The organism is Leisingera caerulea DSM 24564 (assembly GCF_000473325.1).
GTDB classification, from domain to species: Bacteria; Pseudomonadota; Alphaproteobacteria; order Rhodobacterales; family Rhodobacteraceae; genus Leisingera; species Leisingera caerulea.
On record NZ_AXBI01000021.1, the window covers coordinates 44,733 to 65,905 of the forward strand.

The 21,173-nt window shown below is 67.5% G+C and carries 21 protein-coding genes; 6 read left to right on the forward strand and 15 right to left on the reverse strand.

Annotated elements, in window-relative coordinates; translation table 11 throughout:
• Window positions 1–50 precede the first annotated feature (50 nt).
• Together CAER_RS0106785 and CAER_RS27740 are read left to right on the forward strand one after the other, a co-directional pair.
• Window positions 51–803 (forward strand): hypothetical protein, encoded by a 753-nt coding sequence (locus CAER_RS0106785; protein ID WP_027234638.1) that lies wholly within the window; start codon window positions 51–53, stop codon window positions 801–803.
• A 77-nt stretch (window positions 804–880) separates the two neighbouring features.
• Window positions 881–1,411, forward strand: coding sequence for a redoxin domain-containing protein (locus CAER_RS27740; RefSeq protein WP_036797118.1), 531 nt, complete (start codon window positions 881–883; stop codon window positions 1,409–1,411).
• A gap of 21 nt (window positions 1,412–1,432) precedes the next feature.
• Here the strand turns inward: CAER_RS27740 and CAER_RS0106795 are convergent, their stop codons facing one another.
• Genes CAER_RS0106795 through CAER_RS0106830 form a run of 8 tightly spaced genes read right to left on the reverse strand, consistent with a single transcriptional unit; the run spans window position 1,433 to window position 10,628 of the window.
• Window positions 1,433–2,215 carry a hypothetical protein gene (locus CAER_RS0106795; protein WP_027234639.1) on the reverse strand — a complete coding sequence of 261 codons (783 nt, stop codon included), beginning with the start codon at window positions 2,213–2,215 and terminating at the stop codon, window positions 1,433–1,435.
• Window positions 2,212–2,595 carry a hypothetical protein gene (locus CAER_RS0106800; RefSeq protein ID WP_027234640.1) on the reverse strand — a complete coding sequence of 128 codons (384 nt, stop codon included), beginning with the start codon at window positions 2,593–2,595 and terminating at the stop codon, window positions 2,212–2,214. Before CAER_RS0106800 ends, CAER_RS0106795 begins: the two co-directional genes overlap by 4 nt.
• A gap of 57 nt (window positions 2,596–2,652) precedes the next feature.
• On the reverse strand, window positions 2,653–3,651 hold the full coding sequence (locus CAER_RS0106805) for a dynamin family protein (RefSeq protein ID WP_027234641.1): 999 nt from the start codon (window positions 3,649–3,651) through the stop codon (window positions 2,653–2,655).
• Window positions 3,648–5,708 carry a dynamin family protein gene (locus CAER_RS0106810; RefSeq protein WP_027234642.1) on the reverse strand — a complete coding sequence of 687 codons (2,061 nt, stop codon included), beginning with the start codon at window positions 5,706–5,708 and terminating at the stop codon, window positions 3,648–3,650. The genes CAER_RS0106805 and CAER_RS0106810 overlap by 4 nt, the downstream gene beginning before the upstream one ends.
• A 58-nt stretch (window positions 5,709–5,766) precedes the next feature.
• Window positions 5,767–6,969 carry a hypothetical protein gene (locus tag CAER_RS0106815; RefSeq protein ID WP_027234643.1) on the reverse strand — a complete coding sequence of 401 codons (1,203 nt, stop codon included), beginning with the start codon at window positions 6,967–6,969 and terminating at the stop codon, window positions 5,767–5,769.
• Entirely contained in the window at window positions 6,966–7,913 is a 948-nt protein-coding gene (locus CAER_RS0106820) for a PP2C family protein-serine/threonine phosphatase (protein WP_027234644.1), read from the reverse strand. Before CAER_RS0106820 ends, CAER_RS0106815 begins: the two co-directional genes overlap by 4 nt.
• Window positions 7,897–9,255, reverse strand: a complete 1,359-nt coding sequence (locus tag CAER_RS28875; protein ID WP_051357747.1) for an FHA domain-containing protein — start codon at window positions 9,253–9,255, stop codon at window positions 7,897–7,899. Before CAER_RS28875 ends, CAER_RS0106820 begins: the two co-directional genes overlap by 17 nt.
• 11 nt (window positions 9,256–9,266) lie before the next feature.
• Window positions 9,267–10,628 (reverse strand): serine/threonine protein kinase, encoded by a 1,362-nt coding sequence (locus CAER_RS0106830; RefSeq protein WP_027234645.1) that lies wholly within the window; start codon window positions 10,626–10,628, stop codon window positions 9,267–9,269.
• Window positions 10,629–11,057: 429 nt separating this feature from the next.
• On the opposite strand from CAER_RS0106830, the gene CAER_RS0106835 reads away from it, so the two are divergent.
• Together CAER_RS0106835 and CAER_RS0106840 are read left to right on the forward strand one after the other, a co-directional pair.
• A complete protein-coding gene (locus CAER_RS0106835) occupies window positions 11,058–11,621 on the forward strand; it encodes a biliverdin-producing heme oxygenase (protein WP_027234646.1) in 564 nt (187 codons plus the stop codon).
• A complete protein-coding gene (locus tag CAER_RS0106840) occupies window positions 11,614–14,193 on the forward strand; it encodes an HWE histidine kinase domain-containing protein (protein ID WP_027234647.1) in 2,580 nt (859 codons plus the stop codon). Before CAER_RS0106835 ends, CAER_RS0106840 begins: the two co-directional genes overlap by 8 nt.
• Window positions 14,194–14,304: 111 nt before the next feature.
• Here the strand turns inward: CAER_RS0106840 and CAER_RS0106845 are convergent, their stop codons facing one another.
• The 3 genes from CAER_RS0106845 to CAER_RS0106855 all read right to left on the reverse strand — a co-directional run bounded on the left by CAER_RS0106845 (window position 14,305) and on the right by CAER_RS0106855 (window position 15,573).
• A complete protein-coding gene (locus tag CAER_RS0106845; protein WP_027234648.1) occupies window positions 14,305–14,820 on the reverse strand; it encodes a pyridoxamine 5'-phosphate oxidase family protein in 516 nt (171 codons plus the stop codon).
• A 1-nt stretch (window position 14,821) separates the two neighbouring features.
• Window positions 14,822–15,019 carry a CsbD family protein gene (locus CAER_RS0106850; RefSeq protein ID WP_027234649.1) on the reverse strand — a complete coding sequence of 66 codons (198 nt, stop codon included), beginning with the start codon at window positions 15,017–15,019 and terminating at the stop codon, window positions 14,822–14,824.
• Window positions 15,020–15,207: 188 nt separating this feature from the next.
• The gene (locus CAER_RS0106855) at window positions 15,208–15,573 is read right to left on the reverse strand and encodes a hypothetical protein (RefSeq protein WP_027234650.1); all 366 of its coding nucleotides are present in this window, start codon (window positions 15,571–15,573) and stop codon (window positions 15,208–15,210) included.
• A 291-nt stretch (window positions 15,574–15,864) separates the two neighbouring features.
• On the opposite strand from CAER_RS0106855, the gene CAER_RS0106860 reads away from it, so the two are divergent.
• Window positions 15,865–17,211, forward strand: coding sequence for a mechanosensitive ion channel domain-containing protein (locus CAER_RS0106860; RefSeq protein WP_036797128.1), 1,347 nt, complete (start codon window positions 15,865–15,867; stop codon window positions 17,209–17,211).
• 82 nt (window positions 17,212–17,293) lie between these two features.
• Here the strand turns inward: CAER_RS0106860 and CAER_RS0106865 are convergent, their stop codons facing one another.
• The 3 genes from CAER_RS0106865 to CAER_RS0106875 form a co-directional block, all read right to left on the reverse strand.
• Window positions 17,294–17,479, reverse strand: coding sequence for a PLDc N-terminal domain-containing protein (locus tag CAER_RS0106865; protein ID WP_027234652.1), 186 nt, complete (start codon window positions 17,477–17,479; stop codon window positions 17,294–17,296).
• Window positions 17,480–17,731: 252 nt separating this feature from the next.
• Window positions 17,732–17,980, reverse strand: a complete 249-nt coding sequence (locus CAER_RS0106870) for a hypothetical protein (RefSeq protein WP_027234653.1) — start codon at window positions 17,978–17,980, stop codon at window positions 17,732–17,734.
• Window positions 17,981–18,152: 172 nt separating this feature from the next.
• Entirely contained in the window at window positions 18,153–19,061 is a 909-nt protein-coding gene (locus tag CAER_RS0106875) for a LysR family transcriptional regulator (RefSeq protein ID WP_245597329.1), read from the reverse strand.
• Window positions 19,062–19,273: 212 nt separating this feature from the next.
• Between CAER_RS0106875 and CAER_RS0106880 the strand changes: the two genes are divergently transcribed.
• Complete coding sequence (locus tag CAER_RS0106880) at window positions 19,274–20,086, forward strand: hypothetical protein (protein ID WP_027234655.1); 813 nt, start codon at window positions 19,274–19,276, stop codon at window positions 20,084–20,086.
• A 52-nt stretch (window positions 20,087–20,138) separates the two neighbouring features.
• On the opposite strand, the gene CAER_RS0106885 is transcribed toward CAER_RS0106880, so the two are convergent.
• Window positions 20,139–21,071: a LysR family transcriptional regulator gene (locus CAER_RS0106885; RefSeq protein WP_027234656.1), complete on the reverse strand. Its 933-nt coding sequence runs from the start codon at window positions 21,069–21,071 to the stop codon at window positions 20,139–20,141.
• Window positions 21,072–21,173 lie beyond the last annotated feature (102 nt).

Below are 21,173 nucleotides of genomic sequence, written 5' to 3' on the forward strand. Positions count from 1 at the left end.
GACTCGAAACTAAAAGAGAGCATCACAAAGGACATAACGGAGATATTGCAATGCGGATTTCATTTATTTCGGGCGTGGCGCTGATGCTGGCTGCGGGTGCAGCCATGGCGGATGAGGGCCACACCCCTGCGGTCAAACAGGACGGCGCGGTCCTGTCGGCGGCAGCGGAGGGAACGCGGGCGGCATTTGACATTCTGGCGGCGCATGCGCAGCGCAAGGGCAACCTGGTGACCTTTCACATGACCACCAACGGCGACGCGGGCACTGAGGTGCCGGAAGCAGCGGGCGCCGTGGGCGGGGCAGGCGTGCTCTCCTACGTCTGGCCGACCTCGCTGGACCCGTCGGCGGTGGGGTTCGAGGGCGGCACCGGCATTCTGGCGCTGGCGGCGACCAGCCATCCGGATTTCGATGACACGCCGCTGTTTGATGAAAACCAGGACGGCGATCCGGCCAACGACGGGGTGGTCTGGCACAGCCATTGGGTGGTGCTGACCCCGACAGAGGCCTGCGGCCCCGGCGCGCTGGCGGTGCGGGACATTCCGGAAGGGGAGGAGCCGCAGCTGCCCGCGACGTGGCCGGGGTTTCCCATCTTCCTCGACAGCCCCGGGTTCTCGCCGGTGTTCGACGGGCCGGAAATTGCGGTGACGGCAGCCTTTGGCCGCGGCGTGGCGCTGGAGGGCGCGGCCTATGACGGGGTGACAGCGGCGCTGCGGGTGAACGCAAATATCCACGCGCCGCTGCTGTGCGTTACCGACGTGTTCGATGTGGCCTCCGGCGATCTGAGCCTGCCGGGCAAGCTGTGACATTTGCTGCCCCGGCGGCCCCGTTTGCGGGCGGGCCGGGGCGGCGCCTCTGACCGAGCGGAGACAAGGAGAAAGACATGCCCGCCCCCGAACTCGATACTGAGCAATGGTTCAACAGTCCCGGTCCCGTCACCCTGCAGTCGCTGCGGGGCCGGGTGGTGGTGATCGAGGCGTTTCAGATGCTGTGCCCCGGCTGTGTGCGCCACGGGCTGCCGCTGGCGCAGAGGGTGCGCGCGGCCTTTCCGCAGGACCAGGTGGCGGTGCTGGGGCTGCACACGGTGTTTGAGCATCACGCGGCGATGACGCCGGTGTCGCTGGAGGCGTTTTTGCACGAATACCGGATCAGTTTTCCGGTCGGCGTCGACCGTCCCGGCGACGGGCCGCTGCCGCGCACGATGGAGGCCTATGGGATGCGCGGCACGCCCAGCCTCCTGCTGATCGGAAAGGACGGAGAGCTGGGCGCGCACCACTTCGGCGAGGTCTCGGAGCTGCGGCTGGGGGCGGAAATTGCCGCGCTGATGGCGGAGGGCGCGCCGGCGGCGGCGGGCGATGCGCCGGTCGGGGCCGGAGCCGCGGGCAGCTGCGGCCCGGCGGGCTGCACGGTCTGACCCGCGCCGGGGCGGGAGAGCTCAGGAAAAGAAGCTGTTCCAGGTTTCGATCAAGCCGGGGACGGCCGCGGGCGGCAGGGCCAGAAGCAGCAGTTCCTCCTCATGCGAGGCCGCAAGGATGCGGACGTCAGGGGACACGGGCAGCAGCAGGCAGTCCGGCTTGCGCGCAGGCATCCTGGCGGAGCCCGGGCGGGCGGCGCTGGCGGCAAAGGTGCTGCGGACCGCCTGCAGCTGGTTGAGCAGGGGCTCAGGCCCTCCGGTGTCAGGCGCTTGGCCGCCGGGGCCGCAATGGATCCACGCCAAGGCCTGAGGGGCGGCGGCGCTGCGGAAGCTGCTGAGAGGGCTGCGGCCGGCAGCCGCGAGGGCCTCTTGCAGCTGGGCGGCGGTGCAGCTGCCCGCGCCCTGCGGCGCTGCGCAGGGGCGGCGGCGGAAGGTGACGCCGGTGCCTGCGGCCGCCGCCTCCAGCCTGTTCAGCCGGGCGGCAAACAGCCGGGCTGCGGCGGCGGGGTCTTCCGGTGCGTCTCCGGCCTCCGCCGTGCCGCCCAGGCTGAGGCCTGCAAGCCTGCGGTGGGCGGCGGTGAGGACGGCGGCGGGGGTCTGGCCGATGCACAGGGTGATTTCGCGCGGCAGCACGGTTTCCCCGATTTCGCGCAGCAGGGCATCCAGCAGCGGCTCCTGCCCCGCGGCGGCGCGCTGCGCGCGGGCGGTCAGCGCCTGCACCGGCTGCGCCAGCTGCCGCAGCGCCTGGTGCAGCGCGTCCGTGGCGGGCTCAGCGCCTGGGAGCTGGCGGGCAGGGCTGGTCATCCTGCCCCTCCGCCGAGACGGGCCAGCAGTGCCCGCGCCGGTGCGGCGAGGCGGGCGGCAGTGCCGGCATCGCTGCAGACGCACAGCAGCGCGTCGCCGGAGCCGTCGGGCGCGCGGATGCAGAGGCGGGCCTCGCCCGGGGCCAGCATCAGAATGTCATCGGCAGGCGGCGCTGCCGCCTCCGGCCCGGCCTGCACCGCGGCGTCGAGCATCAGGAAGCCGCGGCGGGCCTGCTGGCACAGCGCGTCGAGGTATTCCTGCGGGTGGCTGGCGGCGCTGCTGCTGCGCAAAACGATGCTTGCGCCCAGATCGCCGAAGGCCGCCAGTCGGCAGCCGTCCGCGCTTTGGCGCAGGGTGTCGAGCTGGCAGGCAAGCGTCACCTTGGGTCTCCTTCGCGGTGCGGGCAATCCGGGGCGGCAGCGGCTGGCATGGCGGTTTCAGTCTCCGGCGGGCTGGGTTTCGGGGCGGGCGCGGCCCGGGCGCTGGCTGCGCTTGGCCGGAGGCGCCACGCGGCGCGGCATTACCCGGCTGGCGGGATCGGCGCTGTCGGCGGCCGCAGGTGGCTGCGGTTGCGCCTGTGTCTGCGGCTGTGCCTGGGCGGCGGCCTCGCGCTTGCTGCCGAAATCCAGCACTTCGGCGCGCGGACCTTCGCCCGCTTGCGGTGCGGCGTGCGGGGCAGCCTGGGGCCGCGCCGGGGCTGCGGCGCTGTCCGGGCGGCGGCCGGGCTCTGCCCAGTTCAGCAGCAGGTCCACCAGATATTCGATAAAGCGGTCGGCGCCGCTGGTCTTCCACGCCTCCATATCCTCGCCCGCGGTCAGCGCCTGGCTGAGCGACAGCGGGAAGATGGCGTTGAAGGCATCGCCGGTTTCCTTTTGCACCCGGCGCAGCACGCGGTCCTGGTCGCGGGGATTGCGGAGCTTGTCGAAGTGGGTGATCAGCAGGGTGCTGGGGCCGCTGAGGCGGCTGGAGATCTCCTCCCACGCGGCGGCTTCGGACTGCCGCCAGGCCTGGGTGGCATGGGTGCACCAGATCACGCTGTCGACCTCGGGCAGCAGCGCCTGCCAGACGCTGGCGGGCATGTTCGGGTCAGAGATGCCGGGCATGTCGATCAGGTCGCAGAGTTCCAGCGCCTCGGCGGGCAGGGTCAGGCGGATCAGTGCGGTGCTCTCCAGCGGCGCTTCGGCTATGTCCTCCAGCGGCACCGGGGTTTCGCTGCCGTCGGTGCCGGTGAGGCTGGCGCCCTCCGGCCCGTGCGACAGCCAGACCGGCGGCAGCCGGGTGGCGGTGACGCGGGTGGGCAGCGGGGCGCGGCCGGCCAGCAGGTTGGTCAGCGTGCTTTTGCCGGCGCTGAATTCCCCCATCAGCGCCAGGCGGGGCTTGCGCGCCGGGGCCGCGTCCGCGGCGAGGGGGGCGGGAATGGCGGTTTGCTGGTTCATGCGGTGAAGCTCCTGAGGGTTTCCAAGGCGGCGGCGGTCCGGGACTGGCGGCGGCGGGCCTCATCGCCCGCGAACAGCGCCTGCATGTCGCCGCCGCCGCGGCGGCAGTCGGCGATTTCCAGCAAGATGTCGCGCTGTTCGTCGAAAAAGGCCTGAAGCCGGGCATGGATGGCGGCGCGGGCGTCCGCGGTCTGCACGGTCTTGAGCTGGGTCATGAAGTCCTCTGTCTCGCCCGCGATCAGGCTGCGGAACTGCTTGGCAAAGGCCTTGTAGCCGCGGGTGCGGCGCCACCAGGAGGCCCACCAGCTGTCGTTGAAATCCAGTGCGATGGACTGCGCCAGGGCGACGGGTGAGGCGGGCTGGGGCACCTCGGGCACTGCCAGCTGGATGCCCTCGACCGCCGGGCCGAAGCCGTCGTAAAGCAGCTCCGCCACATCCTGCACCGCGGCCTCGTACCGGTTCTGCGCAGCGGATTGCAGGCGGCTGGTCATGACGGAGTAGGCAGAGCGCAGCAGCATCCGCAGCCCGGCCGGGTCGTATTCCCAATGGCAATCCTCGCCCCATTTCTCCAGGTGGTCGATCAGCGCGTGCGTGGCACGGTCGGTAAAGGTGGCGTGCGCCCGGTCGGCGCGGTCGCGGAAGGCGTCGAGCACCTGGCCCGCCTCCGCCTCCAGCGCCTGCAGATGGGTCTGGCAGAGATCCTCAAAAGCGGTGCGGACGTCGTGCAGATTGGCGCCGCCGCTGCTGCCTTCGCCCTGAACCATGACCGCGTTGGCAGCCTGCTGGCCGGTGGCGGCGGTGGTGGCGGAGGCGGCAATGCGGGCCAGCAGCGGGGTGCCGAGGTCGGCAGCAATGCGTTCGGAAACGGCGCGGTTCAGGGCCGGGATGCCCGACAGCTCCCACACCATGTTCTGAGCGGTGGCCTTGGCGTGGGAGGCATTGACCGAGGCTTCGGCCCAGTTCAGCAGCGCGGCGGAGCTGGACGGATCCATATCCTCCAGCCCGCCGGTCAGCACCTTGTTGGCCCAATAGGCGCTGCCAAAGAGGATGGTGGCCTCCTGCGGGCCATGATGGGCTTCCAGTGTCTGGCGGATGCTGGCCTCGATCTCGGCCACCTGGTTTGCGGGGTCGGCCAGCTCGTCGATGCGGTTGACGAAAATCACAACCTCGCGCGACTTGAGGTTGGAGATCATCCGGATCAGGCCCATGTCGACCGAGGTGAGGGCCTGGCCCGCCGACAGCACCACCACGCAGATGCGGCTGTCGCGGATCGCCTGGATGGTGATCTGCTCGCGCATCATGAAGGTGTCGTTGACGCCGGGCGTGTCGCGCAGGCAGAGGCGGTGGGGAATGGACTGGCAGTTGAGGTACAGATCGGCGGCGCGGGTGATGTCGGCAAAGCGGCCCTGTTCGTCGACCTCGCCCAGGCCTGCGTCATCGAAGTCATCTCCGAGGCAGATGTAGCGTTCGATCAGGTTCTTGTCGAAATAGCCGTAGTCGTGTTTCTGCCCCATCAAGAGCTCGAACTTGCGGCCCAGCCGCTGGCGGGAGCGTTCGCGCATTTCCTCGATCTGGGCGCGGATCTTTTGCAGCTCGCTGCCCGCGCCGGCGCGGCCCGCCATTTCGCCGATGCGGCCGCCCTTGGTGGTCAGCCGGTCCCATTCTTCCTCTGTCATGAACTGGAAGCTGGCCTTGTTTTCGGTGCGGGTCTCGCCCGGCTCCAGGTGCAGGGAGGTGACAACCGAGGTCCAGGGGTTCACGTCCGACGGCAGCAGGTCGGCCCAGCCCGCCATCGCGTTCACCAAAGAGGTCTTGCCGGATTTCACCTGCCCCAGCAGGGTGACGCTGGGCTCAAACGTGCCAAGCTCTGCCTGCAGCCGGGCCAGGCTGCGCTGAACGCGCACGCCCGACACCTCCGCGAGGGTGGCCAGCGCGGTCTCCAGCCGCTGCGCCTTGCGGGCAAAACCCGCCAGCGGCTCCAGCCCGGCGTTCAGGTTGGTCGGCCGCGCGGAGGCGCGGATGTCTGTTGCACTCTCGATCTGGGCTTCCATGTTCATGGTTGAATCTGCTGTTCCTGCATTGGCTTGTTTTCAGGCGCTTTTCCGGGCGCGGGCTTTATCCGGGGGAGTCTTCGGCAAGCTCCTTCTTCAGTTGGAAAAGCAGCGTCACCGCGTCGATGGCCGCGTCCTCATCCTGTTCCAGCTGGCACAGCATCAACAGCTCCTCGCCGTCCTGGGCGGCCTCGCGGGCGGCGCTCACCGCCTCGCTGCCGGGCATGGCCTCCAGCGAGCTGGACAGGCCGCGGATCAGGTCCATGCATTGCGCCAGGACGGGACCCGCCTGGGGGCCGCCGGCGGCTTCGGCCTGGGCCAGCATGTCCTCGGCGCCGCTTTTCAGCTGGTCCAGCGCCGCGGCCAGGCTGGCGGCGGGGGATTGCGGCGCGCTGGCGGCCCTGGCGGTTTGAGCGGCGGGCGGCTGCGGAGGCTCTGCCGGGAGGGTGCCGCCGAACTGGCGGATCAGCAGTTCGGCCTGATCCGCATCCGAAGCGCGGCCCAGGCCGATCTGGCGCTGCACGTCTTCGGCCAGCTGCTTGCCGCCGCTGGAGCGCCACAGATCCTCTGCCGGCCTGGCCGCCGCCTGCGCCGTCAGGCCCTGAATCGCGGCCACCGGGTAGACGCCGAGAAACTCCTCTGCCGCGACCGGTTCCAGCGACTCGATCAGTCCGGGGAGGGTGCCGCGCATGATCTGCCGGTCGGCCATGGTGAGAACCAGGAAGCTGTGATCCTTGGTGCTGTCGGGCACGGCCGACCAAAGGGACTGCTCGGCCTCAGAGAAGGTTTCGCTGCACCACAGGATGATGTCCGCCATGGCGGCGGCCTGCTGCAGCGTATCCTGCTGGCGGGCAGGCGGGCCTGCCAGCGGGATTTCGGTGTAGCTGCGGGAGCGCAGCCGGGGGTCGGGCAGATACTGGCGCGCCCGCACCGCGCCCGGCGGCACGGCGGTGCTTGCCAGGCAGCCTGCCTGCTGCAGGCGTTCGCCCGCATGGGTGTCGAACACCACCCGCTCCTCGGGGCCGTGGCAGATCTCGACCGGCAGGCCCGCGGCGTTCTTGCCAATGACCACCCGGCCCAGAAGCATGTCGGTCAGCGCCGATTTGCCGGTGCCCGGGGCGCCGGTGACGGCGACCTGGACCGGCTGGCGCAGCCGTTGCAGCAACTGGCTGCCCCAGCCGGTGACATCCGGCGGCAGCAGCCCGGTGCTGAGGGTCTGCTCCAGCTGGCCTGCAAGCGGGGATATGTCTCTCTGGGGAAGGCTCACACCGGTGCATCCGTCTTGTTCTGGCTGGCAGCAGGCGCGGAGCGCCATGTCGCGGAGGCCAGCAGGGTCACGACGCGGCGGCCGGCGCGGGGCCGTGGCGCTGCGGTTTCCGGCTGCGGCGGTGCGGGCTGTGCCGGCTCCGGGTCTGCCGCGCGCGCATCGAAGGGTTTGATCACGCAGAGCGCAGCATTGTCCTGCTCGGGCGCGTTCAGCGCCTCCAGCCGCTGCATCAGCACCGCGCCGATGCGGGCGCTGGGGCTCAGGCATTCGGCGGCCAGCACCGCGGCGATTTCAGCTTCCGGCAGGAATTGCAGCCCGTCGCTGGCGGCCAGCACGATATCGCCCGCCTGCAGGCGCAGCGGGGCGCTGCGGCAGTCGATGCGGGGGATGCCAGCGCCGGTCAGCACCGAGGTGACGCAGTGGCGGTCCGGGTGGCTGGCGGCCTCGGCGGCGTCCATCCGGCCCTCGGCCACCAGGCTATCCAACTCGGACGCCATCGAGTGGTCGGCGTTGAGCCGGATCAGGCTGCCCTCGCGGAACAGGTAGAGCGGCGAGTCGCCGGCCGAGATCCAGTACAGCCGGTCGCAAAACAGCACCGGGGCCAGCAGGGTGGCGCCCATGCCGCGGGCCTGGGGCCGGTGGCTGGCATATTCGCCGAGACAGGCGTCGGCGCCGTTGGCGGCCTGCTGCAGCACCGCGCCGATGGCCTGCTCCAGCGCCGCGGGGTCCCCGGCTTGCAGCTTCAGCTCGCTGAACACTTCGGTCACCACGATCCGGCTGGCGATGTCGCCGGCCGCATGACCGCCCATGCCGTCGGCCAGCACCGCAAAGCCGGTGCCGGTGCCGGCCGGGAAGTCGGCCGCAACCGCGTCCTCCTGCCGTTCGCGGCGGCCCTGGCTGACCGCCGTTGCGGCGTCGTATCCGATCTCAGCGGTATGCAGCATCTGCGGCATCGCTGTGTTGCGGCTGGTCCCAGCCGAAGTCCGCGCCGCACAGCGGCACGAAGCGCAGGGTGGTTTCGCCGATCCGGATCACGTCGCCCGCCGACAGCTCCTCGGTGCTGAGCACGGGGCGGCCGTTGCGGCGCACCAGGTTGGCCTTGCCGCCATGGCCGATGAAGAAGGCTTTCTGTTCCGGGTCAAAGGCGATGGCAGCGTGGTTGTCGCGGGAGATGCTGTTGTCGCCGAAGTCCAGCCGCACGGTCTGATCCTCGCCGCGGCCAATGACGGTGACGCCGCTGAACAGGGTAAAGGCGGCGCCGCGGCCCGGGCCCTGCACGATGGCGAGCCAGCCGACGGGAAACTGGGTGTAGGCGGGCGCCGCGGCCTCTGCGCTGCGGGCGAAGGGGTCGGCGCCTGCTGCCTGCGCCGGGCTGAAGCCCAGAAGGCGGGTCTTGACCCGGCCCGCGCGGCTGGCGCCGCGGCCCATCGAGGGCGCGGGCACGTCGATCGGCGCAGCGTCAGGGGCTTGCGGCGCGGCGGCTTGCGGTTCTTCCGGCGCGGGCTGAGGCGCCGGGGCCGGGGCAGCCTGTTGGACCGGGGTCTCTGGCCGGGAAACACTGGCCTGAACGTCCACGGGGGTCCGGGCCAGCTCCGGTTCCGGCAGCGGTTCCGGCTCCGGTTGAACTTCCGGCAGCGGAGCCGGTGCCGGGGCAGGGGCTGCTGGTGCGGTTCCGGCGCGGTCTGCCGCGGTGTCCGGATCCGGCCCGGCAGCGTTGCTGCGTGTGAAGACCCGGTACGGCCTGGCGGTGTCCGCCGCCGGGTCCGGCTGCTGCAGTCGGGAGAAATCCGGTTCCGCGCCGAGAGGCTCGGCTGTGTCTTCCTCCGCCTCATCCTCGTGCGGGGCAAAGAAATCCTCTTCCGGCATTTCCGCAGGGTCCGCTTCTGCGGTGTCATGGTCCGGGGCGGCGAAGAAGACGGCGGGGTCCGGCCGGTCCTGCGCTGAGGGGGCTTCGGCCTGGCTCTGCTCGCGGGCGAAGAAGGCGGCAATGGCGTCCTCGTCCGGCGCGTTCCCGCCGACGCTGCCGAAGGCCTCCGCGGCGTCTTCCCCTGGGATTGCACCGGGCGCTGCCAACGGGTCGCGGATATCCTCCGGCAGCGGCGCGGCGGCAGCTGGAGCGTGCGGCGCCGGGTCCGGGTCCAGCCGGAAACCTTGGCCGAGGCTGAGGGGCGCGCGGCTGCCGGTCTCCTCTGCGGGCGGCTGGACCGGTTCCGCGGCTGGCGCGGCGGAGCCGTCCAGGCGCACCCGTTCCCGCTTTTCGCCGATGATATCCTTGATGAACTTCATACCCATTTCCTTCAGTTCTTAGCCGTTTGCGGGCTGTTGCCGTGACGCCCGAAAATCCTGCGCAAGCGGCCGGTCAATGTCGGTTTGTCCCGGCGCAGGCCCAAAGCCGGGTCTGACGGGTCTGTCAGCGGCACAGGGGCTGCGGCCGGCGGCTGCTGCGCGGCGGGGGCGATTTTCTTGCGCCAGGCGATCGCGTCTTCCTCTTCCAGCCAGGCCTCCAGGTCGGTGACCGGTTCGCCGAAGATGTTGACTGGCGGGTGGCGCGGGGCGGCCGTGGGGCTGGCAGGCGGGGTCTGCGCCTGGCGGGCGGCGCGGGGCAGGCCGGGCTTGAGGCTGTCATTGGTCTTGGCGACCAGATCGGCAATGACCGCAGCCAGCCTGCTGCCGTCATCGGCGGGTGCCGCTGCGGTTCCGGGCGCCGGGCCGGCCTGCGGCTCCGGGGCGTGTTGCGGCGCGTCTTCTTCCGCCAGGGCAGCGGCCCAGGCGCTGGCGTTGTGGAACCGTTCCGCCGGAAGCACCGACATCGCCATGTCCACGGTCGCCAGCAGTGCCGGGTCAGCGGCCCAGGGCCCGCCCAGCAGCGGGCGGCAGGGGTCCGGAGAGCCCGCCATCAGCGCAGCCAGCCGCTTTTGGCTGGCCGCGGGCGGGGCGCCGGTGATCAGATAGTAGAGCGTGGCGCCAAGCGCGTAGAGGTCGCAGGCCGGGCGCTGGGGCAGGTCGGGGCTGTAGAGCTCATGCGCGGAATAGCCGTCCTTGACCGCCAGCAGCATCGGCAGCGCGGTGCCGTCATCAGGGGTGCTGCCGCAGGCGGCGCCGAAATCAATCAGCGTCACGGTGCCGTCCTTGCCCAGGAGGATGTTGTCCGGCGAGATGTCGCGGTGCAGGACGCCCAGCCGGTGCAGGCAGTCGAGCGCCTCCAGCGATTGATCGAGAATCTGGCGCAGCACCGGCCCGGTCAGCCGCTCCGGCTGCTCTTCGCGCACGGTGAGCAGGTCCAGCCCGTCGATGAATTCCATCGCGATATAGGCGGTCTGGTTTTCCTTGAAGACCTGATGCACGCCGACGATGCCGGGGTGGCGGGCGCGGGCCAGCAGATGCGCCTCGCGCAGGAAGGCGCGCAGCACGTTGCGGCAGGATTTGGCGTGTTCGGGGGCGGCGGGTTCCACATCGGTGCCGGCGCGGCGGCAGAGCCCCGCCGGGTAGCATTCCTTGATCACGACGCGGCGTTCCAGGCTGTCGCGGGCCAGATAGGTGATGCCGAAGCCGCCGCTGATCAGCGGCCGCTCGATCTGGTACTGGCCTTGCAGCAGCTTGAAGCCGCAGGGCAGTTCGCAGGCCGGCGCCGGATCGGCAGTGAACGTGTCGTGCGGCACAGCGTCAGTTCCTTGTGGCAGCGTGGGGTCCGGCCGGAGGGCGCGGACGGGCCTTCACGCTGAAAGCCAAATGCGGAATGTTCGCGGCGGATTCCGGGCAATTGCGGCAGGACCGCCCGATTTCCGCCGTATTTGCGCGGAAAGGGCTGTAAACACTGGGTTAACAGGCGGTCGGCGACTTGCGTTGAAGTTAGTTAAACTGGCGCCCTATCCGGCGGGAAACCCGGCTGGCCGGCGGCAGGGCCTGAACCCGCCGCGCAGGGCGGCCGCTGCAGAGGCGCCGGGATGGCCCGGCCCGCCGTGATTTGCCTGTTCAAAGGTGTCCAAGGTGTTGCGAAAATTCGATTTTCCACCATTGGTATTGCGGCGGGAGCCCTTTGATTCGGCTAAGGCGAACGCTATAGTGCTGCTGAAAAGGGGAACGGTTCCGTGGCAGATGCCCAATATCAGAACTTGCGTGCCAGGCTGCGCGGGGACACGCGGCATTGCCATGCTGCGCTGGATGAACAGGTGACCAGGCTGGATCAGGCGGGTGCGGACGGCTACGCGCGCTTTTTGCTGCTGCAGTGGCGGCTGTTTGCGGCGCTGGAGCCGGTCAGCCAGAGTGCCGCCTGTGCGCCGGTGATCCGCGGCCTGAAGCAGCGGGCGGGCGAGGATCTGGCGCGGCTGGGCCGTGCGGCGGATGCGCCTGAGCTGCCGCTGGTCCCGCATCCGCTGGCGGTGGATTACCTGGTGTCCGGTTCGCGGCTGGGCACACAGGTGCTGCGCAAGCGGTGGCTGGAGCGCGGCCTGCCGGAGGTTATCTATGCCTGTAAGTACCTCTCGGCACCGTCCTACACGGAATACTGGCGCGGCTTTACGGCCCGGGCCGAAGCGCTGCCGGCCGAAGGTGCCGCAGCGGACCGGGTTGTCGAAGATGCTACCGGGCTGTTTGGATTTTGCTTAGAATGTATTTTTGCTGAGTCTGCCGAGGGGAGGGCGATTCATGCCTGACGAAAAGTCCGGCGCTGCCAGGGCGCAGGTGGATCTGACCACCTGCGATCGGGAGCCGATCCACATTATTGGCCAGGTGCAGAGCTTTGGCTGCCTGATTGCGGTTTCCGCCGACTGGATTATCTCCCATGCCTCTGCCAACTGTGCAGAGGTTCTGGGGCTGGATGAGACGGAGCTGGCGGGGCGGCCGGTGACGGACATTCTCAGCCCGCAGGCGCTCCACGACCTGCGCACCCGGATGCAGATGCTGCGGATGCAGCAGAGCGCGGTGCGGGTGTTCGGCTATGACTTGCGCGGCGACGGGCAGAAGTATGACGTTTCGATCCACCAGTCCGGGCGGCTGTTCGTTCTGGAATTCGAACGCCGGGGCACCGATGGTGGCGATGTGCACGATCCGGGCCTAGTGCAGGCACTGATCGGCCGGGTGCAGCGCCACGGCGCACTGGATGCGATGGCGCAGGAGGCCGCACGGGGCCTGAAAGCGCTGAGCGGCTTTGGCCGGGTCATGGTCTACAAGTTCGAGGAAGACGGCAGCGGCACCGTGATCGCCGAGGCCCGCGAGTCCGGAATGGAGCCGTTTCTGGGCCTGCGCTATCCGGCCAGCGATATTCCCAAACAGGCCCGCGCGCTGTATGTGCGCAGCCTGCTGCGGATCATCCCCGACGTCGCGGCGCCGGTCTATCCGGTGCAGCCGGAGACCGATCCCAACGGCGAGCCGCTGGACCTGTCGCTGGCGGTGACCCGGGCGGTGTCTCCGATCCATATCGAGTATCTGAGAAACATGGGGGTGGCGGCCTCGATGTCGGTTTCCATCCTGCGCAACGGCCAGCTGTGGGGGCTGTTTGCCTGCCACAATGACAGCCCGTGCTACCTCAGCTATGAAAAGCGCACCTCGGTCGAGCTGTTCGCGCAGCTGTTCAACTATGAGCTGGCCCAGATGGAGATGACCGATGAACTGGGCGACATCGACCGCTCCAGGGCGCTGCACGACAACCTGATGCCGCAGCTGTCCAATGGCTGCAATCTGTTTGCGGCTTTTGAAGACTTGTGCAGCGGCATCGGCGATGTCATTCCGTTTGACGGGGCCGCGATTTATTCGGACGGGCAGTACAAATCCACCGGATCCGCGCCGGTGGAAGAGGAGTTCCTGGGACTGGTGCGGTTCCTGAACACCACGCCGCCCGGGCAGATCTATTCCAACAGCAACCTGATCAAGCGCTATCCGGCCGCTGACGGGTTTGCGGACCGGGTGGCCGGGCTGCTGGCGATCCCGGTCTCGCGCAAGCCGAGGGATTACTTTGTGCTGTTCCGGCGCGAGGTGGTCAAATCGGTGACCTGGGCGGGCAATCCCGAAAAACCAGTTGAACCGGGGCCGAATGGCCTGCGGCTGACGCCGCGCAAAAGCTTCGAGGCCTGGAAGGAAGTGGCGCGCGGCCATTGCCATCCGTGGAAACAGCGCGAGCAGCGCACCGCCGAGGCGCTGCGCACAACGCTGATCGAAGTGGTTCTGAAGCTGGCGGACGAAAACAACGCCGCCCGCAAGCGGGCGCAGGACCAGCAGGAGCTGCTGATTGCGGAGCTGAACCACCGGGTGCGCAACATCCTGAACCTGATCCGCGGGCTGGTATCGCAGGGCAAGGAGTCGGTAAAATCCGCCGATGCCTTTGGCGAGGTGCTGGACGCGCGCATTCACGCGCTGGCGCGGGCGCATGACCAGCTGACCGGCTCGGAGTGGGATTGGAGCCCGCTGACGGTGCTGATCGGGACCGAAACCGAAGCGTTTCTGGCGGGCAAGGCCAGCCGGGTGTCGATTGACGGCGACGCGCTGGAGCTGTCGCCCGCGGCCTTTACCTGCGTGGCGCTGGTGGTTCACGAGCTGGTGACGAACTCGGTCAAATACGGCGCGCTCAGCGATTCCTCCGGCCGGGTGGAGATCCGCACCGCGCTGAACCGCGACGGCACCGCCGCGCTGAGCTGGCGCGAACACGATGGCCCGCCGGTAAAAGCGCCGGAGCGCCGGGGCTTCGGCACCACGCTTATCGAGCAATCGGTGCCGTTTGAACTGCAGGGGGAAGCCGACGTCAGATACCGGATCACCGGGCTGGAAGCGGATTTTCTGCTGCCCGCCCGCCATGTGCGGAAGGCGGAAAAGCCCGCGGGCCCGGTGCCCGACACCGGCGCGCGGCAGGCGCCGGCCGTGCCGCGGCTGTCGGGCGGCGCTCTGGTGCTGGAGGACAACATGATCATCGCCATGGATGCGGCGGACATGCTGACCCAGCTGGGCGCCGAAAAGGTGGAAACCTGCAGCGGAGTCACGACCGCGCTGAACCTGCTGGAGCAGGGCGGCACGCAGTTCGTGCTGGCGGACATGAACCTGGGATCCGAAACTTCGCTGCCGGTGGTGGAGCGATGCCGCGAGCTGGGCATCGCAGTGGTGCTGGCCACGGGGTACGGTTCAACGGACGAAGTCGCTAAGCGCTTCCCGGGGCTGAACATCCTGAAAAAGCCCTACACGGTCGAACAGCTGAGCGCGGTTCTGGAGACAATGGCCGCGGCGGAGAACGGCGGCTGACAGCCGGCGCCGCTGAGCAAGACAGGGCTGAACGGATCAGGCCCGCCGGTGCGTTCCGGCGGGCCTGATCGTTTGCGGCTTGCGGCGCTGGCTGCAGGTCAGGCTTGCAGGTCAGGCTACGTCGCTGAAGTTGATCACCCGGTGGATGCCAACATCCGGTTCGCTCACATCGTCGCGCATCGCGGCGTTCAGCATCTTCAGCCCGACCAGGATCGGGTTGGAATCGGACGCCCAGATGGCAGCCTCGCGCGGGGTCAGCTGCAGCAGCGTGACCTTGGGATCCTCGCGGCCCTGCTCAAACCAGGCAGCCACTGGCGGGCTCCACAGGCTGTCGAGCTTTTCTTCGCTCTGATAGACCACCAGCGGCCCCTTGACGGAGGCATGATAGTCGCCCTTTTGCGACTGATAGCAAAAAGTGGCCTCTGCCCCCAGCCCGACCGCAGCCACCAGATCGGTGTCGGCGGAGGTGATGAACCAGATTTCGCCGCTGTCAGGGTCGGCGAAATGGCTCATCGGCTGCGGGTGCTGGCTGCTGCCGTCGACCGACAGCATGCCGGTGCGGGTGTCATCGAGTCGTTTCCACAACTGGGCGGCGGCGTCTGCGTCACTGTCAGGTCTGCGGGCCATGTTAAAAGCCGTCCAGCATGCGGTCGACGGTCTGGCGTACCTCGTCCTTGGTCTTGCCCAGCCGCTGCTGCAGCATCCCTTCGAGCTTCTGGCGCTCGCCTTTGGTTTCTTCCAGCTCGTCGTCGGTCAGTTCGCCGTAGGTTTCCCGCAGGCGGCCCTTCAGCTCGGTCCATTTTCCGGTGATGCGGTCGTCATCCATGTCGTGTCCTCCTTGGGAAATTGCGGTGGTCCGCCGCGCTGCGGCGGTAATAGGAGAACGCGGTGGCGGCTGCGAAGTTCCGTGATTGCGCGGTATCTCTGCTGCGCAGCCAAAAGGCGAGACGGCTGGCGGTTTTCCGAACCAGGGCCCGGCGGCAGAATTGGCCTCTGCAGCCGGGCGAAAGGCGGTTACTCGCCCAGAAGCAGCATCGCCGCGTCCAGGTGCGGGGTTGCGAACGGGCGGCTCAGCATCGGCAGCGACTGCAGCTCAGGCTCAGTGGTGTCGCCGTTGATCAGAATGATGCGCCATTCCTTGGCCATCGCCGACTGCAGCCAGTCGCGGGCGTCCGGATTGCTGATCGGGAAGCCGAAAAAGACCAGGTGCGGCGGCCGCGCGGAGGAGTCCAGCGCGGCGGCAAGACCGTCGAGGCGGGTTTCTGTGATCACAGCAGGGTATCCCCGCCGCAGCAGGTAGTCGCTGATGTCCGCGGCCTCCAGGGCGTGGGGGGTCAGGATCAGAGCGGGCGTTTGCGCGTGAGCGGCTTTGGTCGTCATCGGTCTTCCTCAGTTTTTCGAATGTGAGGAATGAACCGCCGTAAGGTCAGGCGCATTAAACTGTGACATATCCGCGGGGTAAAAAACCAGCGGGCGGCGGAGGTTCGCCCGGGGCCGGTGCGGTTACGCTCTTGCGCTGGCGGTCTGCTGCGGCAAAGACTGGTCAAGCCCCGGTTGCGACGCGCGGGGCAGGCATTTCAACAGGAGGATGCGGAATTGAGCCGCGACATGACATGTTTGGCCGCGCGGCCGGGGCGCCGAGCGGGGCCGTGCCGGGTGCTGCTGGCGGGTTTGCATATATTAATCCTGCTGGCGGCGGTGTGCCTTGGCGGCGGCGGTGCCCAGGCCCAGAACGCGGCCGACCCGGTGCAGACCGACGGCCGGATCGAGGTCGGCGAAGCAGCGGTGCGCGACAGCGAAATCCTGAACCGGATCGAGAAGCTGCTGGCGGAAATCGAAGGTTACGGGTCGGTGAATGTGTCTGTTTCCGAAGGGGTGGTCCGCATCACCGGCGAGGTGATCGACAACACCGCCCAGGACCGGCTGACGCAGATCATAAACCGGGTGGCCGGTGTGGTGGCGATCGAAAACGAAACCCAGATCAGCGGCACCCTGGAGGAACGGCTGGCCCCGGCGATGGACCGGATTGCCGCCCGCACCCGCAACCTGCTGGCAAACGGGCCGATCTTTCTGGTGGCGCTGGCCGCCTTTGCGGCAGTGGCGGCGGGCGGCTGGCTGCTGACCACGCGGATCGGCATCTGGACCCGGCTGGCGCCCAATGCCTTTATCGCCGATGTCTACCGGGCGGTGGCGCGGATCCTGTTCATCCTGACCGGGCTGGTGCTGGCGCTGGACATTCTGAACGCCACCGCGCTGATCGGCGCGGTGCTGGGCGCGGCGGGGGTGGTTGGCCTGGCGCTTGGCTTTGCGGTGCGCGACACAGTGGAGAATTTCATCGCCTCCATCCTGCTCAGCTTGCGGCAGCCGTTCCGGCCCAATGATTTTGTCGATATCCAGGGCGATCAGGGCACGGTGGCGCGGCTGACCTCGCGCGCGACGATCCTGATCTCGCCCGAGGGCAACCATATCCGCATTCCCAATGCCACCGTGTTCAAGGGCCGGATTGTGAATTTCACCCGCGATCCCCGGCGCCGCTTCGGCTTTGACCTTGGCGTGGATGCGGATGCGGATCTGGCGGCGGCGCTGTCCACCGCCGTTGCCGCGCTGGAGGCGCAGGCGTTTGTGCTGGACGATCCCGAAGTCGGCGCCTGGATCAGCGAAGTGGGGGACTCCAACGTGATCCTGACCTTCACCGGCTGGGTGGATCAGACCCGGGTGGATTTCGCCAAGGCGCGCGGCGAGGCGATCCGCGCCGCCAAGATGGCGCTGGAGGCGGCGGGCTTTGGCCTGCCGGAGCCGATCTACAGGGTGCGCCTGGACAATGCGGCGGATGCAGCAGCCCCTCCGGCCCGGGACACCGGGGCCCGGAAGGGCGCGGCTGAGCCTGCCAGCGCCGAATTGCCGGAAGCGGCCGATCCGGAACGGGCGGAGCTGGCGGCCGCCGGCGCGGCAGAGCGGGAGCGCGAAGGGCTGGATGGCGGGGAAAACCTGCTGGATGCCCGGCAAAAGGCAGAGTGACAGCGCCGCAGGGCGGCATCTCCCGCACATGAAAACGGCCCGGCTGCAGCAGCCGGGCCGGTACGTGCAAAATACGGCAGGGTTAGATGTTTGCCGCAGAGGACCTTGGGCCTGCCACCAGCCAAGCGATAAAGCCCAGCACCGGCAGGATCAGGATAACGAGCACCCAGATGATCTTGGCGGCGGTTGACGCCCCGGATCCCAGGACCTGAATAATTGCATAAATGTCCGCAGCCAGTACCAGCAGGCCAATCAGTCCGTATTCCATGGTATTTCCCTTCCGCTAAATGTTCTGGAAACTAAACGCTTGCAGCCGGAGATTGTTCCCAACTTCTTCCATCCCGCTGATTTAGAAGGTTTCTTCTCTGGCCGTGCCGTGTTTTCAGGGCGGCGGCAGCCTGAGCCCGCTAAGCGCGGCAAGGTCGGGCAGGAGGCCTAAGCGGAACCCGGCTAAAAAACGGGCAAAAAAAAAGCGCAGCGGGCTGCGCTGCGCTTTTTTCATAATCTGAGACGTCGTGGATCACCCGTCGTCCTTGGCATCTTCTTCCGGGCTTTGAATGTCGACGGTCGGAACCGTCACGGTCACGTCTTTGGAGCCGGTTTCGATGTCGCCAACGTCGGCCTCGAATTCAGGCAGCTGTCCGCCTTCGACATTGACGTCGACGTCAGGCAGACGGGTCTCTTCGGTTTGATCGATGTCGATCATGTAGACTGCGAAAACCAGCACAATAATGCCGGCCACTGCGGCGAAAATATAAGAGGGTTTCATAGTACTGTCCTTTCGGGTTGTGTCAGCCGGTCAACGCACCGGCGTCCGCAAAGGTTCCCGGACTTTATGCTGCAGTTGCAGGTTTCCGCAGGGGAATACTGGGTCAAGCTTTTGAATTATATAGAAAAAAATTTACTGCAGGCCGCGGGTGCGCTGCAGCATATTTGCTGATTTACAGGCCGGTGCCGCGGTCCCAGGGCGGCACATCGCCGCCGAGATGCTCAAGAATGAAGTCGATGAACACCCGTACCTTAGCAGGCAGATGGCGGCGCTCCGGGTATATCGCATAAAGGGTCTGAGACGGCAGCGGACAGTCAGGCAGCACTCTTATCAGCCGTCCTGCAGCAAGGTCGGGCCCTGCAGTGAAGCTTGGCAGCCGCCCGATGCCCGTGCCGTCCAGGATCGCCTCCCGCAGCGCTTCGCCGTTGTTGACGCTGTAGCTGCCGTGCGGCCGGAAGGTTTCCACCTTGCCATCGCAGTGAAAGATCCATTCCTGAAAATCCCGGCTGTAGGAATACTGGAGGCAGTTGTGACGGCTCAGCTCAGCGACGGTTTCCGGCGTGCCGCACCGCTCCAGATAATCCGGAGAGGCCGTCAGGATGTTGTGCAGGGGCGCAATCTTGCGGGCGACAAGCGCGGAATCGGCCAGGGTCCCGCCGCGCAGTGCCAGGTCAAAACCGTCCGCGAACAGGTCCGTCAACCGATCATCCATCACCATGTCCACCGCCACGCCGGGGTAGCGCGAGAGAAATCCGGAGATCAGCGGAGCCACATGCAGGCGCCCGAAGGCCATCGGCACATTGACCCTGAGCCGCCCCTTGGGCGCTGCCTGAAGCGCCAGAACGCTGTCCTCCGCCTCTTGCGCGGCCTCCAGCGCCTGGACGGCATGGGCATAGAAATGCTCGCCCGCCTCGGTCAGGCTGACATTGCGGGTGGAGCGGTGGAACAGTTGCGCGCCAAGCCGTTTTTCAATCTGGGTGATCCGCTTGCTCACGGCGGATTTCGACACCCCCAGCCGCCGCGCCGCAGCCGCGAACCCATGGGTTTCGGCGACCGCCACGACCACCGGTATATCTCCCATTCCTTGCATTGGCATCCTCCGGAGCCGGGTGAGTTTTTCTCAACAATTGGTTTCATGCTAGCCGGATTATCTATCAGTGGGAAACCCGCTACATTTTTCGCGTCATCCGGGCGACCTGCGAAGGCAAAACCGCGGTCAACGGTCCGCTTACCGGAATGCCATGGCGCGGCCCTGTGCGCCGCAGCCCGAACCCTGAATTGGAGAGTTCCCTCATGAAACTGCTTTCGAAACTTGCCGTGGCCGCAGCCGTGCTGTGGCTGCCGTCCCAAAGCCTCGCCGGCGCGGAGGATACCGCGGGCCTCCTGAAACTCGAATACACGGACGGCCGCGCTGCGGCCGAGGGTGTGGAGGACGTGAACGCGGTTCTGCGCAGCGTGGGCGTTCGCGTCAGCACGGTTGCAATCCCTGATCAGGCTGTGCCGGTTCTGGAAGCCTCCCGCAGCCGTGCGATCACGGCGGAGGAAGAGGCGCAGCTGATCTCTGATTTCCGGCTGACCCGCCAGGATCTGCTGGCCGAGATCAAGGCGGCCGGGCGCGCGCCCACGGTGGCAAACGGCGGCTCGCTGACCACGTCGGAACCGGGCGTTGCGCCCTATCCCAAGGTCTATGACATGAACAAGATGGATGCGGACACCCGGGTCTGGGTTCACAAGAAATTCGGCCCGCTGCACATCAACCACGCCGAAGACGGCACCGGGATCGACGAGGTGATGACCATCGTGTCCGGCGGCCCCTGGGTCTGGTTTTTCGAGCTGCCGGGGGATGTCATCGGCAAGCTGACGCTCGGCCATGTCGGTCCGCAGGGCAAGGCCTGGCGGATCAGCTACCCGGGCATCAAACCGCATGGCGGCTTCCTGGATCCGGACTACGGCCTGGTGGTTGCCTATGCCCATGGCCCGGAACAGTTCGAGATCCATTTCGAGGAAGACAACATCGCCGGGTCCAGGCTGAACGGCACCAATGCCTGGATTGATATGTCAGGCGGCAAGCCGGTGCTGCTGGAGGCGCCGCTCAGCGGTTACTGACGGGTGAATGCCGCCGGCGGGCCATTGCCGGCGGCTGCCCGCGCGGCTGCCACTACCTCCCGAGACAGGTTTCCATTTCAGACTGCATGTTTTCGATGGCCTTGCACAACCGCGTTGTGAAGGCTTCGGAGGTCAGGGACTGGGTGGCGTAGCCGGGGGTGAGAATCGAAACGCTGGAGCTGATTCGCGGCGTGAACCGGCGAATCGCCAGCCCTGAGGTTGTCTGGCGCTGCTGCAAACAGCCGTAGGCAGTGATCATGTCGCAGATCATGTAGCACATGCCAGCCGCAACAAACTGCAGGCCCGGGGCCCAGGTGCGCAGCTCCAGCCGCCTGCGGAACCGGCAGCCGCTGCGCTGGAACGCGGCCTCGGTCCGGACCGTCATGGGGTGCTTGTCAAACAGCACCGCCATCGGCGCCCCGTCCAGATCCTGTGGCGTGATCTGTTCGGCCGCGGCCAGCGGATCGCTTTCCGGCACAATGCAGACGCTTTCCAGGTCGAAGTCCATCTGTTTGACGGAGGGGCGCGGCACGGGAGTCTCGGCAAAGCCGATGTCGAACTGCTGCGAGGCGATCAAATCCTCGATCACATCCGAAGAGCGCATGATCAGCGAGACCTCAAGCTCATCCTTGCCTTGCAGAAAATCCGTTAAAATCCGCGGCATGAACAGCCCGGCCGCCGCCGGATGGCAGGCAACCCGCAGCTTTCCGGCCTCGTGGCTGCGGATCTTGCTCACGGTGCGTTCAATCCGTTCGATCCGTTCCAGAACCGCCTCGCACTCCTCAAGAAAGAACCGGGCCTCCGGGGTCGGGATCAGCTTGCCCTGCTCGCGCACGAACAGGCTGAAGCCCAGCTCCCCCTCCAGCGTCGATATCATGGTGCTGACCGCGGGCTGGGTGCGCCCGACGGTGCGCGCGGCCTGGGAAATGGAGCCGCTGCGCATGACCTCGCGGAAGGTGAAGATCTGGCGGATCGAGAAGTTCATGGCATGGGTATCAAGAAAATTGATGGAGTCAGAGATATTTTCAAATTGATCTTATGCCCTTTGTCCAGCCAAATCCGCCAAACCCGGTGAGGGGACACCGGA

Excerpts from the sequence above, each read along its gene's own strand:
- CAER_RS0106785 (WP_027234638.1), top strand. The coding sequence starts at position 51 with ATGCGGATTTCATTTATTTCGGGCGTGGCGCTGATGCTGGCTGCGGGT.
- CAER_RS27740 (WP_036797118.1), top strand. The coding sequence starts at position 881 with ATGCCCGCCCCCGAACTCGATACTGAGCAATGGTTCAACAGTCCCGGT.
- CAER_RS0106795 (WP_027234639.1), bottom strand. The coding sequence starts at position 2,215 with ATGACCAGCCCTGCCCGCCAGCTCCCAGGCGCTGAGCCCGCCACGGAC.
- CAER_RS0106805 (WP_027234641.1), bottom strand. The coding sequence starts at position 3,651 with ATGAACCAGCAAACCGCCATTCCCGCCCCCCTCGCCGCGGACGCGGCC.
- CAER_RS0106810 (WP_027234642.1), bottom strand. The coding sequence starts at position 5,708 with ATGAACATGGAAGCCCAGATCGAGAGTGCAACAGACATCCGCGCCTCC.
- CAER_RS0106820 (WP_027234644.1), bottom strand. The coding sequence starts at position 7,913 with ATGCTGCATACCGCTGAGATCGGATACGACGCCGCAACGGCGGTCAGC.
- CAER_RS28875 (WP_051357747.1), bottom strand. The coding sequence starts at position 9,255 with ATGAAGTTCATCAAGGATATCATCGGCGAAAAGCGGGAACGGGTGCGC.
- CAER_RS0106840 (WP_027234647.1), top strand. The coding sequence starts at position 11,614 with ATGCCTGACGAAAAGTCCGGCGCTGCCAGGGCGCAGGTGGATCTGACC.
- CAER_RS0106845 (WP_027234648.1), bottom strand. The coding sequence starts at position 14,820 with ATGGCCCGCAGACCTGACAGTGACGCAGACGCCGCCGCCCAGTTGTGG.
- CAER_RS0106850 (WP_027234649.1), bottom strand. The coding sequence starts at position 15,019 with ATGGATGACGACCGCATCACCGGAAAATGGACCGAGCTGAAGGGCCGC.
- CAER_RS0106855 (WP_027234650.1), bottom strand. The coding sequence starts at position 15,573 with ATGACGACCAAAGCCGCTCACGCGCAAACGCCCGCTCTGATCCTGACC.
- CAER_RS0106865 (WP_027234652.1), bottom strand. The coding sequence starts at position 17,479 with ATGGAATACGGACTGATTGGCCTGCTGGTACTGGCTGCGGACATTTAT.
- CAER_RS0106870 (WP_027234653.1), bottom strand. The coding sequence starts at position 17,980 with ATGAAACCCTCTTATATTTTCGCCGCAGTGGCCGGCATTATTGTGCTG.
- CAER_RS0106875 (WP_245597329.1), bottom strand. The coding sequence starts at position 19,061 with ATGGGAGATATACCGGTGGTCGTGGCGGTCGCCGAAACCCATGGGTTC.
- CAER_RS0106880 (WP_027234655.1), top strand. The coding sequence starts at position 19,274 with ATGAAACTGCTTTCGAAACTTGCCGTGGCCGCAGCCGTGCTGTGGCTG.
- CAER_RS0106885 (WP_027234656.1), bottom strand. The coding sequence starts at position 21,071 with ATGAACTTCTCGATCCGCCAGATCTTCACCTTCCGCGAGGTCATGCGC.